Annotated in this window: 13 protein-coding genes; 5 read left to right on the top strand and 8 right to left on the bottom strand. The window is 75.2% G+C overall.

What is annotated here, in order from left to right; all coding sequences use genetic code 11:
• Positions 1–107: 107 nt before the first annotated feature.
• Positions 108–629: a signal peptidase II gene (locus BMY04_RS11875; protein ID WP_198410107.1), complete on the top strand. Its 522-nt coding sequence runs from the start codon at positions 108–110 to the stop codon at positions 627–629.
• A gap of 9 nt (positions 630–638) precedes the next feature.
• Positions 639–1,565: an RluA family pseudouridine synthase gene (locus tag BMY04_RS11870; RefSeq protein WP_091180273.1), complete on the top strand. Its 927-nt coding sequence runs from the start codon at positions 639–641 to the stop codon at positions 1,563–1,565.
• On the opposite strand, the gene BMY04_RS11865 is transcribed toward BMY04_RS11870, so the two are convergent.
• Both BMY04_RS11865 and BMY04_RS11860 read right to left on the bottom strand, forming a co-directional pair.
• Positions 1,517–3,133 (bottom strand): ATP-binding cassette domain-containing protein, encoded by a 1,617-nt coding sequence (locus tag BMY04_RS11865; protein WP_091180269.1) that lies wholly within the window; start codon positions 3,131–3,133, stop codon positions 1,517–1,519. The genes BMY04_RS11870 and BMY04_RS11865 overlap by 49 nt on opposite strands.
• Positions 3,130–6,165 carry a hypothetical protein gene (locus tag BMY04_RS11860; protein ID WP_091180265.1) on the bottom strand — a complete coding sequence of 1,012 codons (3,036 nt, stop codon included), beginning with the start codon at positions 6,163–6,165 and terminating at the stop codon, positions 3,130–3,132. The genes BMY04_RS11865 and BMY04_RS11860 overlap by 4 nt, the downstream gene beginning before the upstream one ends.
• 81 nt (positions 6,166–6,246) lie before the next feature.
• Here BMY04_RS11860 and BMY04_RS11855 point away from each other — a divergent pair, with 81 nt between their 5' ends.
• The gene (locus BMY04_RS11855; RefSeq protein WP_091180258.1) at positions 6,247–6,798 is read left to right on the top strand and encodes a CGNR zinc finger domain-containing protein; all 552 of its coding nucleotides are present in this window, start codon (positions 6,247–6,249) and stop codon (positions 6,796–6,798) included.
• 77 nt (positions 6,799–6,875) lie between these two features.
• Positions 6,876–8,291: a pyruvate kinase gene (gene pyk, locus BMY04_RS11850; protein WP_091180255.1), complete on the top strand. Its 1,416-nt coding sequence runs from the start codon at positions 6,876–6,878 to the stop codon at positions 8,289–8,291.
• A gap of 179 nt (positions 8,292–8,470) precedes the next feature.
• Here pyk and BMY04_RS11845 read toward each other — a convergent pair whose 3' ends face one another.
• From BMY04_RS11845 to BMY04_RS11825, 5 genes are all read right to left on the bottom strand, one after another.
• Positions 8,471–9,409 (bottom strand): quinone oxidoreductase family protein, encoded by a 939-nt coding sequence (locus tag BMY04_RS11845; RefSeq protein WP_091180251.1) that lies wholly within the window; start codon positions 9,407–9,409, stop codon positions 8,471–8,473.
• Between the two features lie 94 nt (positions 9,410–9,503).
• Entirely contained in the window at positions 9,504–11,015 is a 1,512-nt protein-coding gene (locus BMY04_RS11840; RefSeq protein WP_091180249.1) for an FG-GAP-like repeat-containing protein, read from the bottom strand.
• Between the two features lie 71 nt (positions 11,016–11,086).
• Positions 11,087–12,625 (bottom strand): L-piperidine-6-carboxylate dehydrogenase, encoded by a 1,539-nt coding sequence (gene amaB / locus BMY04_RS11835; protein ID WP_091180245.1) that lies wholly within the window; start codon positions 12,623–12,625, stop codon positions 11,087–11,089.
• Entirely contained in the window at positions 12,622–14,160 is a 1,539-nt protein-coding gene (hglS, locus tag BMY04_RS11830) for a 2-oxoadipate dioxygenase/decarboxylase (protein ID WP_091180242.1), read from the bottom strand. Before hglS ends, amaB begins: the two co-directional genes overlap by 4 nt.
• Positions 14,161–14,193: 33 nt before the next feature.
• A complete protein-coding gene (locus BMY04_RS11825; protein ID WP_091180239.1) occupies positions 14,194–15,405 on the bottom strand; it encodes an NAD(P)/FAD-dependent oxidoreductase in 1,212 nt (403 codons plus the stop codon).
• An 88-nt stretch (positions 15,406–15,493) separates the two neighbouring features.
• On the opposite strand from BMY04_RS11825, the gene BMY04_RS11820 reads away from it, so the two are divergent.
• Positions 15,494–16,408 carry a LysR family transcriptional regulator gene (locus BMY04_RS11820; protein WP_091180236.1) on the top strand — a complete coding sequence of 305 codons (915 nt, stop codon included), beginning with the start codon at positions 15,494–15,496 and terminating at the stop codon, positions 16,406–16,408.
• A 296-nt stretch (positions 16,409–16,704) separates the two neighbouring features.
• Here the strand turns inward: BMY04_RS11820 and BMY04_RS11815 are convergent, their stop codons facing one another.
• Entirely contained in the window at positions 16,705–17,250 is a 546-nt protein-coding gene (locus BMY04_RS11815; protein ID WP_091180233.1) for a hypothetical protein, read from the bottom strand.
• Between the last annotated feature and the right edge of the window lie 2 nt (positions 17,251–17,252).

The following is a 17,252-nucleotide window of genomic DNA, read 5'->3' as shown; positions in this document are numbered from 1 at the left end:
CGGAGAGGGCACCCGGGGACGACGTGCGAGCCGACCCGGCGGACGCAGGGACGGACGCCGCTGCGGAGGCGGTCCAGCCACGCCCGCGGTTGTGGCCTCTGTTCGGCATGGTGGCGCTCGTCGGCCTCGGGCTCGACGTCGCCACCAAGTGGGAGGCCGTCGAGCGCCTCGAGCCGAACGTGCCAGTACGGGTGCTCGGACCCCTCCTGAGCTTCCGGCTGATCCGCAACCCGGGCGCCGCCTTCAGCCAGGGCGAGGGCTTCACCTGGGTGTTCGCCGTCGCCGCGATCCTCGTCGTCGGGTTCGTCCTCGTCCGGCTCGTGCCGCGGCTCGGCCACGTCGGCTGGGCCGTCGCGCTCGGCCTGCTCGTCGCCGGTGTCAGCGGCAACCTGCTCGACCGGCTCGTCCGTGCTCCGGGACCGTTCCGCGGGCACGTGGTCGACTTCCTGCAGCTGCCGCACTGGCCGATCTTCAACGTCGCCGACATGTGCATCTGCGCCGCGGCGGTCATGGTCGTGGTGCTCTCCGTCCTCAAGAACGTCGGCATCGACGGGCGCCGACCCGGGGAGGACGACCCGGCCCCGCAGACCGCTCGTCGCGGGGCGTCGTCCGACGCGGCGCCGGAATGAGGACGGGCCGTGGCTGAGGCGAAGGTCCTGCTCGTCCCCGACGGGCTGGAGGGCGAGCGCGTCGACGCCGTCCTCGCGCGCGTGCTCGGGCTGTCGCGCGGGCGCAGCGCCGACCTGATCGCCGCCGGCCGCGTACGGCTCGACGGGGCGGAGGTCGCCAAGTCCGAGCGGGCCCGCGGCGGCGCGATGCTCGAGGTCGAGCTCGACGAGGAGCCGGCGGGGCCCGTGGTGGTCGCGCGGGCGGTGCCGGGCCTGTCGATCCTCCACGAGGACGCCGACCTCGTGGTCGTGGACAAGCCGGCCGGCGTGGCCGCGCACCCGAGCCTCGGCTGGGACGGACCCGACGTGCTCGGCGCCCTGGCGGCCGCCGGCGTCTCCATCGCGACGTCCGGCGCGGCAGAACGGCGCGGCATCGTGCAGCGCCTCGACGTCGGCACCTCGGGCCTGATGGTGGTGGCCAAGAGCGAGCACGCCTACTCGGTGCTCAAGCGGGCCTTCAAGTCGCGCTCGGTGACCAAGACCTACCACGCGCTCGTGCAGGGCCACCCCGACCCGTTCACGGGGACGGTCGACGCGCCCATCGCCCGGCACCCGGGCTCGGAGTGGCGCATGGCGGTGGTGGCGGGCGGCCGGCCGAGCGTCACGCACTACGACACCCTCGACGCCTTCGTGGGCACGACGCTGCTGCAGATCGGCCTCGAGACCGGCCGGACCCACCAGATCCGCGTGCACATGGCCGCCATCCACCACCCCTGCGTGGGCGACCCGACGTACGGGTCGGACCCGGTCCTCGCGGCCCGCCTCGGCCTCGAGCGGCAGTGGCTGCACGCCAAGCGGCTCGGGTTCGTCCACCCCGGGACGGGGGAGCCCGTCGAATTTGAGTCGGACTACCCGGCCGACCTCGCCCGCGCGCTGGCGATCGTCTCCGAGGCCTGAGCCGGGCCTGCTCCGAGCCGGACCGTCGCCGTGGCGCGGTCGAGCACCACCGGGTCGTGCGAGGCGACCAGGACCGCCGCACCGCGGGCCGTCGCGTCGGCGAGCGCGGCCACGACGCGGGAGGCCGACGCCTCGTCCTGCTGCGACGTCGGCTCGTCGAGCACGAGCACCGGTGCCGCCGAGACCAGGACCCGGGCGAGCGAGGCGCGCTGGCGCTCGCCGCCGGAGAGCACGCCCGCCGGGGTCCGGAGCTGGGCGCGCAGGCCGAGCCGGTCGAGGAGGTCGGTGACCTCGTCCGCCTCGACGTCCCGCCCGCGCAGGGCGGCCGCGAGGGCGACGTTCTCGGCCACGGTCATCGTCTCGACGAGGTTCGCGCGCTGCAGCGCGTACGCCAGCCAGGTGCGCCGGTGCGCGGCCCGCGCCGGACGGTCGAGCCCGGCCCAGGACGTTCCGCCGACCTCCACCCGGCCCGCTACGGGGTCGGCCAGGCCGGTGACCAGCGTCAGCAGGGTGGTCTTGCCGCTGCCCGAGGGGCCGCGCACCGTGGTCCACGATCCGGGGGCGAGCTGGAGGTCCAGTCCGTCGAGCAGCCACCGCTCGCCGTACCCCGCCCGTACGTCCGCGAGCGCGACCAGCGGGCACTCGTCCGTGGCAGCGGCCGGCGCCGTCAGCGGTCTGGGGCCCGGGGTTGCGGGGACGACCGGTGCCGGTGGCGTGCGGGGCTGGAGCACGAGCGACCCGCCGTCGCCGCGCGCCCGCCAGCTCGCCCGCCGCGGTGCGCCGCCGACGAGCTCGGCGGGCAGGCGCACCCAGCCGCGGCTGTCGGCGACGAGGTCGGGGGCGACCGTCTCGCCGTGCCGGGGCACCCACTCCTCGGCGAGGCGCCCGTCGCGCAGCCGGACGGCCCGGTCGACGAAGCCGTGGGAGCGCGGGTCGTGGCTCACGAGGACCACCCCCGTCCCGTCGGCGGCCACGGCCTCCAGCAGCCCGAAGACCTCCCGGGCGGCGTCGTCGTCCAGCTCCCCGGTGGGTTCGTCGGCGAGCACCAGCGCCGGACCGTGCGCCACGGCGGCGCACAGCGCGACCCGCTGCGCCTCGCCGCCGGAGAGCCGGCGCACGTCGGACGAGGCCAGACGGGCGAGGCCCAGCCGCTCGAGCGTCGCTTCCGCCCGCGCCCGCGCCGCCGCGGCACGCGTACCGGTGAGCCGCAGCTGCAGGGCGACGTTGTCGCGCACGTCGAGCTCGGGCAGCAGGTTGCGGCGCGCGTGCTGGTCGACGAAGCCGAGCGCCGTGCTGCGCCAGCGCCGGCGGGCGGCCTCGTCCATCGCGTGCACGGCGGTCCCGCCGACCTCGACCCGCCCGGCGAGGACCGGCTGGTCGCCCGTGACCACGCGCAGCAGCGTCGACTTGCCCGACCCGTTCGGCCCGGCGACCAGGAGCCGTTCCCCGGGCGCCAGCGTGAGGTCCGCGCCGCGCAGGGCCATGACGGGTTCCGCGCCGCTGCGGTAGGCGACGAAGACGTCGGTGACCGTGACGACCGCGCGGCCGCGCTCGGGCTGCGCGCTCACCGCAGGTCCAGCTCGGGAGGGGCGAGGCGGGGCTCGCGGAGGGTGAGGCCGGCGGTGACCAGGGCGGCGAGCACGGGCCCGGCGACCGCCAGCAGCAGCACCAGGCCGGTGGGGCCCGAGAGGAGGACGATGTGCAGCGGCGGCGACAGGGGCCGGCCGTCCGGCCCGGTGGCGAGCAGGCGGGCGGTGGCGAGCGCCAGCCCGACCCCGCCCAGCACGCCCACCGGCAGGCCGACCGCGAGCACCAGTCCGGCCCGGGCGAGCAGCACCCGGCGCAGCGAGGCCGGGACGACCCCGTCGACCTCGAGCGCGAACAGGTCCGCCGCCGCCGTCTCGCGCTCGCCACGCAGTCCGCCGACCACGGCGACCAGCGCGAGCAGGAACGCCACCGCGCCCGCCGTGCCCAGCAGCGCGACGAAGCCGCGGGTCACCGGGTCGGCCGCGAAGGTCCGGGCGAGGTCGACGCGGTCCGACACCGTCGCTCCCGACGCCGTCGCGGCGAGCGCGTCGCGGACCCCGGCGCGGCTCTCGCCCGGGGCGGAGACCCAGACCTGCAGCACGGGCGCCGTGCCCGGCGCCTGCGCGTCGACGAGCGCGGACACGGCCGCCCGGTCGGCCAGCACGAAGCGTTCGCCCAGGGTGGGCATCCGGGGCAGCACGGCGACGACGCGGACGGGCACGGTCGTCTGGTTGACCGTCACGCCGAGGGTGCCCCGGCTGCCGGCACGCGCGGCGGTGACGGGGTCGACGGCGACCGGCAGCACCGGGCGCCGCTCGCGGGGCAGCCATCCGGGCTGGAGCACCGCGCGGGCGTCGCGGATCTGGTAGCGCGCGGAGAGCGCCCCCTGCCCGTCCGCCCGTACGTCGACGGAGTCCGCGCCCCAGCCCGCCCAGGACCACGGCAGGGCGTGCCGGTCGGCCCGCACGCCGCCGAACCGCAACGTCCCGGCCGGCAGCTGCCGGTCGGTGCTGCCCTCGCCGATGCCGTGCTGGCGGTGGGTGATGTGGTCGGCCGACTCGCCGATCTCCAGGGCCCGCACGGTCTGGGCGGGTCCTCCCGGGAGGTCGGCGTACGCCTCGTCCGGACCTTGCTGCAGCAGGCGCGCCTGGCGCTCCTGGCCGTCCGGCCCCGCGAGCCAGACGCCCAGCGTGACGTCGGGGTCGAGGCCGCGGACGTCGAGGACCAGCCGTCGCGTGCCGGCCGGCACCGTCGGGCCGTCGGGTGGTGGCGCGGACGTCCGCAGCCGCGCGGCCAGCTCGGCGGCGCCGACGTCGCTGCCCGTGACCGTCGGCCAGCGGTGCACCAGCGGCAGCACGGCGGGGTCGACGCCGGCGAGCGGGAGGGACACCGCGCCGCTGCTGCCGGCGAAGGCGCCCACGGTGGTGCTCGTGACCCCCGAGACGACGACCTCGGGGGAGACCGACGTCAGCCGCTGCGCGTCCACGACCGTCGCGGGCAGCGGGACCTGGGTGCCGGGCGAGACACGGACGTCCAGCGGTACGGCCGCCGCGGCCCGGTCCTCGGCCGAGCGGCGCGTCGACTCCGACCAGGAGCCGGCCAGCAGGGCGGTGGCCAGCGTGGCCGCGAGGAAGCCCGCCGTCAGGCTGGGCAGGAGGGGCCGGCGGGCGGCGAGGAGCGTGATGCGGTGGAGCGGCCGGCGCCCCGGGTGGCGCACGGCACCGCCCGTCCGTCCCAGGAGCGCGACGACCGGGGTCCACAGGAGCGCGGCGACGAGCCCGACGGCGAGCGTGAGCGCGACGAGGGCGGCGACCGGCAGCGGCGCGCGCGGGTCGGAGGTCGGGCGGACGAGGGCGAGCAGGGCGAGCCCGCCGGCGACGACGACCATCGCGACGAGCCCGAGGCGCACGGTGCGCGGCCGCACCGTCGGGCCCACGGCGACCGCCAGGCTGCCGAGGACCGCCGCCACGCCCAGACCGAGCACGACCGGCCACGCGCGCCCCAGCGCCGCGGACGCGCCGGCCACGCTCGAGGCGCCGCCGAGCGCGAGCACGACACCGAGGCCGCCGAGCACGCCCACGACGACGCCGGCCAGCACCGCGATCCCGGCCTGGAGCGCGGCGACGGCGAGCACCTGCGCGGGCCGGGCGCCGCGGCGGCCGAGGAGGGTCCCGTGCTGGCGGGCCGAGGGTCGGCGGCCCGCGGCGAGCACGAGGCAGAAGCCGAGCTGGAGGGCGCCCGCCCCGACGCCCAGCACGGCGAACCTGCCGGCGGAGTCCTGGCCGCGCGCGGCCGCGTCGAGGACGGCGGCGTCGGGCCAGACGAGGTTCAGGGGACCGGAGACCAGGCCGACCTCGGCGGAGAGCCGGTCGAGCGAGCCGGCGAGCCGGTCGGCGCCGCGGGTCGCCACGACGGCGGGGTCGAGGGGGGCGAACCAGGCGAGGTTGCGTCCGTAGAGCGTCAACCCCTCGAGGTCGGCCATCGCGCCGGGGTCGGCGCCGAGGAGCAGCGGCTGGCCCGGGGCGACGAGGCCCAGGCCGACGAGCAGGGGTTCGCGGAGGGTGGCGGTCCCGGTGACGACCAGGCCCAGGCCGCGCGCCGGCCCGGTCAGCGCGGCGAGGTCCGCGTCGGCGACGCCGCCGCTGCTCACCGCGAGCACCTCGCACGCGGTCGGGGCGCAGGACGCCGGCAGTCGCCCGGAGGCGAGGGCGACCTCGTCGGCGAGCGGGTCGAGCGCGGCGACGGTGGTGTCGGTGCCCTGCAGCGAGAGGGCCCGGAACGCGAGGGCCCGTGTCGGGGCGAGCAGCCCGGCGTCGGCGAACCCGGCCTGCACCCGGCCCGAGACCCCGGTCAGCTCGGGGCCGCGCAGGTCCCGGGAGGTCACCGCGAGGACCCCGCGCGACGCGTCGGGCACGGCGGCGACCGCCTGCTCCACCGCGCCGACGGCGGCGCGCTCCTGGAGCCCGACGGCGGCGAGCGGCATCACCGCGGCGAGCGCGGCGCCCAGGGCCAGCAGGAGCCACGAGCCGGGCCGGTGCCGCAGCCCCGCCCAGGCCAGCGCCAGCTCGCCCACCTCGACCTCCTTGCCGGTCCCCGTCGACCCGTCGTGCTCGGCATCTAACCACCAAAACGTTGTCGGTGGTAAGCATGGGGCATGATGCAGCAGCCCGGGGGCCGCCAGCCCGCGCCGGCGCACCTGCAGCCGCTGCAGGACCTGCTGAACACCGTCGACCTCGAGTCCGAGGCCGACGAGCTCGCGGCGGCCCGGTTCGCGGCCTGGGCCGGGGCGCGCGGCGTCACCGACGCCGGGGAGGACGACCGCGTACGCCTCCAGCGGCTCCGCGAGGACCTGCGCGCCTGGGTGGGCGACCACGCCGAGCGGGTTCCCGGTCCCGTCGAGGCCGCCGTCGCCCACGCCGCCCTCCGGGTGGAGGTGGTCGACGGCCGGCTGCGGACGACGTCGGCGACCCCGTTCGGCCGGCTCGTCGCCGACGTGGTCGAGGGCGTCCGCGAGGCCGTGCGCGTCGACGACTGGAAGCGGCTCAAGATCTGCAGCCGCAGCTCGTGCCGCTGGGCCTTCTACGACCACTCGCGCAACAACAGCTCCCGCTGGTGCCACAGCACGATCTGCGGCGCCCGCGAGAAGTCGATGCGGGCGTACCGCAAGCGGGCCGGGCGGGCGGACGAGCGAGGGCGACCCGCCTGAGCACGCCCTGTGCAACCGTTCCCGGGGCCGCCGGACGGCGACCGACGGGCCTGCTCAGGTCGGCTAGGGTCGACCGCGTGCGAAGAGCCAACATCGTGTGCACGCTCGGGCCGGCCGCGGAGGCTCCGGAGCGCTTGATCGAGCTCGTCGAGGCGGGCATGGACGTGGCCCGGCTCAACATGAGCCACGGCGGCTACGCCGACCACCTCATGCGGCTGGAGAACACCCGCGCCGCGGCCAAGGCCGTGGGCCGGCCGGTGGGCGTGCTCGCCGACCTGCAGGGGCCGAAGATCCGGCTCGGACGGTTCGCGGACGGCCCGGAGCAGCTCGAGGTCGGGGCCCGCTTCACGATCACGACCGACGACGTGCAGGGCGACGTGCAGCGGTGCGGGACGACGTACAAGGGCCTGCCCGGCGACGTCTCGCCCGGCGACCTGATCCTGGTCGACGACGGCAAGCTCACGCTCAAGGCCGTCGAGGTGACCGACACCGACGTCGTGACCGAGGTCGTCGTCGGCGGGCCCGTCAGCAACAACAAGGGCCTCAACCTGCCCGGCGTGGCCATGAGCGTCCCGGCCATGAGCGAGAAGGACTCCGACGACCTGCGCTGGGCGCTGCGCAACGGCGTCGACATGGTGGCGCTGTCCTTCGTCCGCAGCGCCGACGACATCAAGCTCGTGCACCAGATCATGGACGAGGAGGGCCGTCGGGTCCCCGTCATCGCCAAGATCGAGAAGCCGCAGGCCGTCGAGAACCTCGACGGGATCGTCGACGCCTTCGACGCGATCATGGTCGCGCGCGGCGACCTCGGCGTCGAGCTGCCGCTGGAGGAGGTGCCGCTGGTCCAGAAGCAGATCGTGACCGCGGCCCGCCGCTGGGCCAAGCCCGTCATCGTCGCTACCCAGATGCTCGAGTCCATGATCAGCGCGCCGCGCCCGACCCGGGCCGAGGCCTCGGACGTCGCCAACGCGATCCTCGACGGCGCCGACGCGGTCATGCTCTCCGGCGAGACCAGCGTGGGCGACTACCCCGTGGTCACCGTGCAGACGATGGCCCGCATCGTCGAGAACACCGAGAAGCACGGGCTGACCCAGATCAGCGACGTCGACTGGGACCCGCACACCACCAGCGGCGTCATCACCCTCTCCGCCGAGCAGGTGGCGCACCGCCTGGGCGCCAAGTTCATGGTCGCCTTCACCCACTCGGGCGACTCGGCCCGCCGCCTCTCGCGGCTGCGCTCCGAGATCCCGATCCTCGCCTTCACCCCGATCGAGCAGACGCAGGCGGAGCTCACCCTGACCTGGGGCGTCGAGACCTTCCTCGTCCCGATGGTCGGCCACACCGACGACATGATCCGCCAGGTCGACCTGGCCCTGACGCAGTCGGGCCTGATCACCGAGGGCGAGCTCGTGATCATCGTCGCCGGCTCCCCGCCCGGCGTCACCGGCCACACGAACATGATCCGGGTCCGCCGGATCGGGGCGCCGCTGTAGTCCTCCTCGCGCCCGGGCTACGCCGGACGCTCCTGCCTTCCGGCTCCCGAGCCCGTGCATTTCACGACAACGTGAAATGCACGGGCTCTGCCACATCTGCAGGACGAGCAGAGCCCGTGCAACCTGAGCCAGCTGGGCGGCTGGCCAGGCCTGAGTGTGAGCCGGACGCCCGTGCGAGGCTACGGGACCAGGACGAGGCGGACGGGGAGGTCCCAGGCGGACTCGACCTCGCTGAGGGGGTGCTCCTCGAAGTCGACGGTCAGGTGGCCCTCGAGCGCCGCGGCGAACATGGCCTTCGTGGCCGCCGGGGCCAGCTCGAGGGGGAAGCTGCCGATGCCGTTGCCCGAGATCTCGATGGCGCTGCTGCGGATGACCGGAGCCGGGAGGGCGAGCTCGGCGCCGGCCAGGTTCCCGATGTTGACGAACCGTACGGGTCGGTGCGGGTCGACCTTGTTGGCCACCAGCGCGTCGAGGACCGCGCGCGCCGGCTGACCCCAGAGGTAGTCCAGGACGATGTCGTACGCGCCGTCCGGGCCGGCCGCCTCGGCCAGCGGCGCGGCGAGGTCGTCGGCGAGCGTCACGGTGGCGTCGGCGCCGAGCTCGGCCGCGCGGGCCAGCCCCTCGGCGTTGCGGCCGAGGGCGACGACGCGGGCCGCGCCCTGGGCCTTGGCCGCCTGCACGGCCAGCAGGCCGGAGGTGCCGGTCGCGCCGACCACGAGCACGGTCTTGCCCTCGGCGCCGATGCGGCTCAGGGGGATCCAGGACGAGCCGGCCGGGTTCACCAGCGCGGCGGCGGTTGCGGAGGACAGCCCCTCGGGGACCTCGACCCCGGCGCCCTGGGGCAGCGAGACCCGCTCGGCGAGCATGCCGTACGGGGCCTGGACGCCGGCCGCGTACACCCGACGGCCGTCGGGCAGCCGGACGACCCCGTCCAGGCCGGGCACGAAGGGCGGCTTCGTGCTCGCGCTGTAGTGGCGCCCGGCGGCGATGGTGCGCACGATCACGTGGACCGCGGAGGCCAGGACCTCGGCCTCGACGCGGCCCTCGCCCACGACCGGGTCGGCGAAGTCGTCGTAGCGGGGGGCCTGCTCGGTGTCGTGGACGACGGCTGCCTTCACGGGGTGCTCCTTGTGCGCGTGGACCGGGCGGACGCCTCGGCCTCCGCCAGCGCACAAGTCCTTTCCGCGCCGGGATGTTCCGCAGGACCGCCCGTCAGCCGCCGAGCACCGCGCCGAACCCGGCTCGCTCGGGCTCGGGGACGCCGAGGGCGCCCAGCGTGAAGGTCTTCGCCTTCTTCGTGGTGAAGCCCTTGCCCTTTCCGCGCAGGGCCACGACCAGCCCGGTGCCGTCCTCGCCCGGGACGCCGACGTCGAGGTCCAGCCGCCCGTCGCCGTCGTGGTCGAGCAGCGCGAGGGCGCTGCCGAAGGCGTCGCCGCGCTGCGCCGTGCCCGGGACGCCCCTCGTGTGCTGGTCGAGGGTCAGGTTCCCCCTGGTGCGCCAGCCGGCGCCGGCACCGTGGACGATCGTCACGCGGCCCTTGCCGTCGTTCTCCCCGGGCGCCCCGACGACGAGGTCGGTGCGTCCGTCGCGGTCCAGGTCGGCCAGCGCGAGGGCGCTGCCGAAGGCGTCGTCCGGCTCGTCGACGCCCGGGACGCCCCGGCTGGCCTGGGTGAGCACGAGCGTCCGGTCCAGGGCGAGAGGTCCCGTCGGCTTCAGCCCGAGGATGCGCACCGACCCTGGCGCGCCGGCCGCCGGTCGGGGCAGGGCGACGACGACCTCGGGCCGGGACGAGCCGGTCACGTGCCCGACCGCGAGCGCGGCCGCGTCCACGTAGTCGAGGGAGTGGGCGAGCCGCGTGCACCCGGCGGGTCCGCCGACGGCGCCCGGGCAGACGCTGACCGAGCCGGGGTAGACGGCGTGCTGGTCGTTCGCCCCGGAGGAACCGACCACGAGGTCGGTGACGCCGTCGCCGTTCAGGTCGCCCGCGCCCAGGGTGGCGCCGAAGCCGCTGTCCCAGTCCTGGTGACCGCCGCCCAGCCCTTGGCGGTGCAGCGTCCGCACCGGGTTCCTGCTCAGCCCGCCGCTGCCGCCCGAGAAGACCAGCACGGTCCCGCTCGCGCCGCGATCCCCGGCCACGGGCACGTAGTCATTCTGGGTACCGACCGCCAGGTCGGGGTAGCCGTCGCCGGTGAAGTCGCCTGTCGCCACCGTGCTCCGGAGGCCGAGCAGGTCGTCGTCGGGGTCAGGGTTGCCGCGCGAGCTCAGTCGGCTGAGGTCGAGCCCGCTCGGTGACCCGGGCACGATGCTGAGCACGCTGGTGCTCGTGGCGGCTCCGAGGGCGACCGGCGTCCAGGCGACCAGGTCGGCGTACCCGTCGCGGTCGAAGTCGGCGCTGGTCAGCCCCGAGCCGAAGCGACCTCCTTCGATCACGTAGTCGCCGAGCTCGGGCAGCGCCTGGGTCAGGAGGCGGGCCTCCGGCACGAGCCCGTCCTCGGAGGTCGGCAGGACGACGACGCCGCCCGCCTCCCAGCCCATGCTGCCGACCTTCAGGCCCGGCGCGCCGGCGACCAGGTCCTGACGGCCGTCGCCGTCGAAGTCGTACGGCTCGGCGAGCTGCGTGGCCGCCGAGGCCGTCGGACCCGACGTCGTCAGGGGTCCGAGCGGTCCGGCGACCACGCCGGTCACCATCGCAGCGAACAGGGTCACCAGTGCCCGACGTGCCATCTCGGCCTCCTCGGTTCCTGAGAGGAACCACCCTCCCACAGCGTGAGAACTTCAGCCGAGAGGTGAAGGAATCAGATGAAGGTGACGCCCTGCGCCAGCGGCAGCTGCCCCGAGTAGTTGATCGTCTGCGTCGAGGGGCGCATGTACGCCTTCCAGGCGTCGGAGCCCGACTCGCGACCGCCGCCGGTCTCCTTCTCGCCGCCGAAGGCGCCGCCGATCTCGGCGCCCGAGGTGCCGATGTTGACGTTGGCGATGCCGCAGTCCGAGCCGGCCGCCGACAGGAACCGCTCCGCCTCGGCCTGGTCGGAGGTGAAGATCGCCGACGACAGGCCCTGCGGGACGGCGTTGTGCTCCGCGACCACCACGTCGAGGTCGTCGTAGGTCATCACGTAGAGGATCGGCGCGAACGTCTCCTCGTGCACGATCGGCGTCTGCGACGGCATCGAGACCACGGCCGGGCGGACGTAGTACGCGTCGGGGTGCTCGTCGGCGAGCTCGCGGTCGCCGCCGACGAGGACGGTGCCGCCCTGCTCCTGCGCGGCGGCCAGCGCGGCCTGCTGCGCCTCGAACGAGCGTCGGTTGACGAGCGGTCCGACGAGGACGCCCTCGGTGCGGGGGTCGCCGACGGCGAGCGTCTCGTACGCGGCCACGACCCGCTTGGTCAGCTGGTCGGCGACCGAGGAGTGCACGAAGAGGCGGCGCAGGGTGGTGCAGCGCTGGCCGGCGGTGCCGGCGGCGGCGAAGACGACGCCGCGCAGGGCCAGGTCGAGGTCGGCCGACGGGGCGATGATCGCGCCGTTGTTGCCGCCGAGCTCGAGCAGCGTCCGGCCGAAGCGCTCGGCGACGACCGGGCCGACCTCGCGGCCCATCCGGACCGAGCCGGTGGCCGAGACGAGCGCGACGCGGCGGTCGGCGACCATGCGCTTGCTGCCGTCGGCGTCGGTGAGGAGCAGCTGGTGGATGCCCTCCGGCGCACCCGACTCGGCGACGGCCCGGGCCAGCAGCGCGTCGACGGCGATGGCCGAGAGGCGGGTGACGTCGGCCGGCTTCCACACGACGGTGTCGCCGCAGACGAGCGCGAGCGCGGTGTTCCAGGCGTAGACCGCGACGGGGAAGTTGAACGCGGAGATGACGCCGACGACGCCGAGGGGGTGCCACACCTCCTGCAGGCGGTGCCCGGGACGCTCGGAGGGCATCGTCTTGCCGAAGAGCTGGCGCGACTGGCCCACGGCCAGGTCGGCGATGTCGATCATCTCCTGCACCTCGCCGAGCGCCTCGGACGGCGTCTTGCCGACCTCGGCGGTGACGAGGGTGGCGAGGTGCTGCTTGTGCTCGGTGAGCAGCTCGCCCCAGCGCTTGACCACCTGGCCGCGCAGCGGCGCCGGGGTGTCGCGCCACGCCGGGAACGCCGCGGCCGCGCGCCCGACGGCGGCGTCGATGGCGTCCGTGGAGTCGAGCCGGGTGCCGACGAGCGGCTCGCCGGTGATCGGGCTGGCCACGGTGCTGTCGCCGCCGACGGCGGTGAGGTCGACGCCGCAGGCCTCGAGCGCAGCGCGGACGTCGTCGGCCAGCGGGGAGGCGGAGCTCGTACGGGTGAGGGTCTCGGTCATGCGGGTGCGTTCTCCTGGGTCTGGCTGAGCGGTGCGGGCGTCGTGGCGGTCGTGAACCGGATGGTGAGGCCCAGCGCGGCCTCGGCCTCGGCGAGCGAGGCGGCCTGCTGAGCGGCGTAGAGGTCGTTCGGGTCGGCGATCGGGATGCCCACGACGGCGCTCAGGCGCTCGAGGTCGTACGGCGTCCCGAGCTGCTCGTCGTCGCGCGAGCCCTCGTCGGTGAGGTTGGACTGGAAGATCCCGGCCGCCGAGCGGGGGAGGAAGTCCTCGTAGACGATCGGTTCGGCGACGAGCGCGCCGGACGCGAGCAGGTCGCCCAGCGCCACGCTCCCTGTGCCTGTCGCCGCGCTCCCTGAGCCTGTCGCCACGCTCCCTGAGCCTGTCGAAGGGCGCGCGCCCCCGTCAGCGACACGGAACCGGAAGAACCCGAGGCCCGCGAGCGCGAGGCCGGTCTCGGTCGCCGGCAGGTGCTCGCGCCAGACGTCGGCGGCGACCTCGACGCGGGTGGTGCCCTCCGGTGCGGCGGCCAGCCGCCGGTCGACCTCGGCGGTCAGCGTGTCGTAGAGGTCGCGCCCGGCCGTGGTCAGCGCGATCCCGCGCTGCTCGACCTCCCCGAAGCGCACCCGCAGCTCGCCGCTGCTGATGGTCCCGTCGGCCTCGCGGAACGCCCGCGGCTCGGCGAGCGCCTTGAACGACGTCTGCCGCAGCAGGACGTCGGGGCCCTCCCATCCGGGCGGGCCCTGGATCTCCGGGATCATCGTGATGCCCAGCGCGCTCATGCGGGCGTAGAGGTCGTCGATGTCGAGGACCCGCGGCGTGAGGTGGTTGATGTGGGTGGCCGGGACGCCGCCGATGTCGGCCGCGACGGCCGAGATCGCCTCGAGGTGGGCGTACCAGGCGCGGTCGATGGGTTCGGTGGAGAGCGCGAACGAGGCGGTCGCGAGCTCGAGGAACCGCTCGGCGTCGGCGCCGGCCAGCCCGCCCTGGGCCACGGCGAGGTCGGCGAGGGCAAGCGCGTCGGGGGCGAAGAGCTCGCGGGCGGCGACGAACGACTCGAGGCGCTCCTGGGTCTCGGCGTCGAAGAAGCGCCGGTCGTCGGTCACGAGCATCGAGGTGAAGACGCGGAAGGGGTTGCGCGCCAGCTCGTCGACGTCGGTCGGGCGGAAGGCGGTGGACACGACCGGGACCGAGCTGGCGGACGCGTCGCGCAGGTCGTAGAAGCCGACCGGGTGCATCCCGAAGCCCGCGAACAGCCGGGCGACCTGGGCCATCTCGGCCGGGGACCCGACGCGGATCGCCCCGTGCCGCTCGGCGGTGACGCGGCTGATCGACCCGAGCCGCTCCGCGTCGGCGCCGTGCTCGGCGACGAAGTCCTCGTTCACGGCGCGCGAGACGTCGACCAGCGTCGTGTACGCCGGGACCTCGCGGCCGTAGAGCGTCGCGAGCGACACCGCGAAGCGGGCCCGCAGCTCCCACTGCGGGACGAGCGCCGGGGCGGGGTCCGGAGCCTGCCGGAGGACCGAGGGCGCACTCATGGTCGGAGCTCCTTCGTCAGATGATGGGGACCGTCAGATGATGTGGACCTCGGCCAGCAGCGCGTGCCCGGCCGGGTCGGGGTCGAACCGTGCCACGTCGAAGGGCGTCACGTCGAGGAACGGCTCGACACCACGGTAGAGGTCGCGGACGACTTCTCCAACCGCGGGCGCCTGCAAGAATCCGTGCCCCGAGAACCCCGTGGCGTAGAAAAAGCCGTCGAGACGTCGCGACGCGCCAATGATTGCGTTGTGATCCGGGGTGTTCTCGTAGAGACCGGCCCAACCGCCGGCCAGCGGACGCCCGACCAGGGACGGGGCCACGACCCGGGCCGCGGCGTCGAACGCCGGCACCCACGCGTCGTCGAACACCCGGTCGAAGCCCTCCGGCTCGTCGGCGTTGGAGATGCCGAGCAGCATCCCCGCCGGGTAGTTGTGGAAGTAGAGCGTCGTCGACAGGTCGAGGGTGAAGGGCACGGTGGGGAAGGGGCGTCCACCCGGGTTCGCGTCCTGCGGCGTGAACCCGATCTGACGCCGGACGGGGACCACCGGCAGGTCCACCCCGGCCATCGCGCCCAGCCGGGCCGACCAGGCGCCGGCGGCGACGACGACCGCCCCCGTACGGATCGTGCCGCGGTCGGTCTCGACCGCGCTGACGGCGCCGCCGGTGGTCTCGATCCCCGTCACCGTCGTGCCCTCGGCGACGTGGCCCCCGAGCGCGGTGAGGGCGGTGGCGTACGCGGCGACGACCCGGGCGGGTTCGGCGTAGCCGTCGCGCGCGGAGAAGGAGGCGCCGGTGAGGACGCTGCCGTCGACCAGCGGATTCAGCTCGACCGCCTGCGCCGGCGTGATCATCCGGCCGCTGCCGCCCAGGCTCCGCTGCAGCGCGGTGCTGGCCTCGACGGAGGCGACCTCGGCGTCGCTGCGGCACAGGAAGAGGTAGCCGACCTGGCGCAGGCCGATGTCGGTCGAGAAGTCAGCGGCGAACCGCTCGAAGGTCTCCAGGCTCCGCTGGCCGAGCTGCACGTTGCCGGGGTCGGAGAAGGTGGCGCGCACCCCGCCGAAGGGCTTGGCCGACGAGCCGCAGCCCAGCGTGCCCTGCTCCAGCACCACGACGTCGCGGACGCCGGCCTCGGCGAGGTGGAAGGCGATGCTCGTGCCCATCACCCCGCCGCCGACGACGACCACCTCGGCGTGCCGGGGTAGGGGGTCGCGGTCGTCGCGGGCAGGTCGGGAGGGCTCGGTCATCTCGCTTCCATCGTCTCGTGGTCCTTCGTTCAGCACAATCGACACCTGCTCGACGCACCGTTGAGCGTTCCTGTACGAGACTGCGAGCATGAGGTGGACGCTCGACCAGCTCCGGACGCTCGTCGCGGTCGCCGACGAGGGCACGATGAGCGGCGCGGCGGCGTCCCTCGGCTACACGACCGGGGCGGTGTCGCAGCAGATGGCGGCGCTCGGACGCGCGGTGGGCAGGACCCTGTTCGTGCGCGACGGGGTCCGGCTCGTGCTGTCCGACGACGGGCGCGTGCTCCTCGAGCAGGCGCGGCTCGTGCTCGAGGCCGAGAGGCGCGCGTCGGCCGTGGTGCGCGGGCCGTCGCCGGCGGCCGCCGTACGGCTGGGAGTGTTCGGCTCGGCCGCCGTGGTCGGCCTGCCCGCCGCCCAGGTGTTGCTGGCCGACGACCCGACGGTCGCGCTCCAGGCCGTCGAGGTCGACGTGGAGGCGATGCCGGACGCGGTCCTGCGCGACGAGATCGACCTCGCGCTGGGCCTCGACTACTCCGACGCCCCGCTCCCGCCGCGTCGCGGCCTCGACGTCGCGCGGCTGCACCGCGAACGGTTCCTGCTGGTGCTCCCACCCGGTGGCGGCGCCGACCTCACGTCGGCCGAGGAGGTGCGCGCGTACGCCGACGCGACGGACTGGATCCTGCCCCCGGCGACGTCGACGTTCGGCCGGGCGGTCCGCGCGGCCTGCGCCCGGGCCGGGATCGCGCCGCGCGAACGGCACCTCGTCACCGACACCGCCGTGTCGATCGCGCTGGCCGAGGCAGGCCTGGGCATCACCCTGGTCACCCCGCTCATGCTGGCGATGCGCGCGACGACGGCCCCCACCGTGCCCCTGCCCGGACCCTCGACCCGCGACGTCGTCGCGCTCGTCCGGACCTCCGCGCTGCAGCGGGCGGGCGTGGTCCGGGTGCGCTCGGCGCTGGTCGAGGCGTTCGGCCGCGAGAAAGGTTCGCCGGGGCTGTAACGCGGGAGATGGGATGGGCGATGAAGGGGTCGAGAGGCAGCGAGTACCTGAACCCCCGAGCAGGCATTCGCTGCCTCTCGTCATGTCTCCAGCCGCTGCGCGACCATGTCCCCTGAGCGTGTCGAAGCGCCTGCGGTGACGCTCCTCGCGCCACGCGACCACGTTCCCCGATCTTGTCGAAGGGCCCGCTGTAACGCTTCCCCCGCCGCGAGCGATGAAGGGGTCGAGAGGCAGCGACTACCTGAACCCCCGAGCAGGCATTCGCTGCCTCTCGTCATGCCCAGGGGCTGGTCCCCTCAGCCGAACCCGCCGGCCAGGGCCACGATCCCGACGACGATGCCGGCGAGCACGAGCAGCGCGATGGTGCCCAGCCCGACGTAGAGGCCGATCTTCTCGTTGAGGCTGCGCTCCTGCTTCCAGCCCAGCGCCTTGGCGCTGTCCTCGACGAGCCGTCGCCCGACGCCGGAGTCGAAGCTGCGCTCCGACTCCTTCCGAAGGCCCCCGCCTCCGAGGGAGTAGGTCCGCTGGACGCTCTTGCTCACGACCCTGCCGCGCTGCACCCCGACCGCAGCACCCAGCGTCGGGCGCTCCCGGCCGTCGACACCGGCCTGCCAGGTCAGCGTCCGGAGCTCGTCCTCCACGCCCACCGTGCGCCGCGCCTCTTCGGTGCGCACGTGGTGCACCGACGCCTGGACCAGCCGCCACTCCCGGAACGTCCCGAACCACTGCGGGTCCTCCAGCGCGAGCCGGACGTCGAACCCGGACGGCGTCGGCTCCACCACGTACGGCGTCCCCTGCGCCCGGGCCCGGACGGCCTCGGCCAGCTCCTGCGTCGCGCTCATGC

The sequence above is a fragment of the Microlunatus flavus genome (genome assembly GCF_900110855.1).
GTDB lineage: Bacteria > Actinomycetota > Actinomycetes > Propionibacteriales > Propionibacteriaceae > Microlunatus > Microlunatus flavus.
Note: the sequence above shows the minus strand (reverse complement) of the source record. Positions and strands in the feature narration are given on the sequence as shown.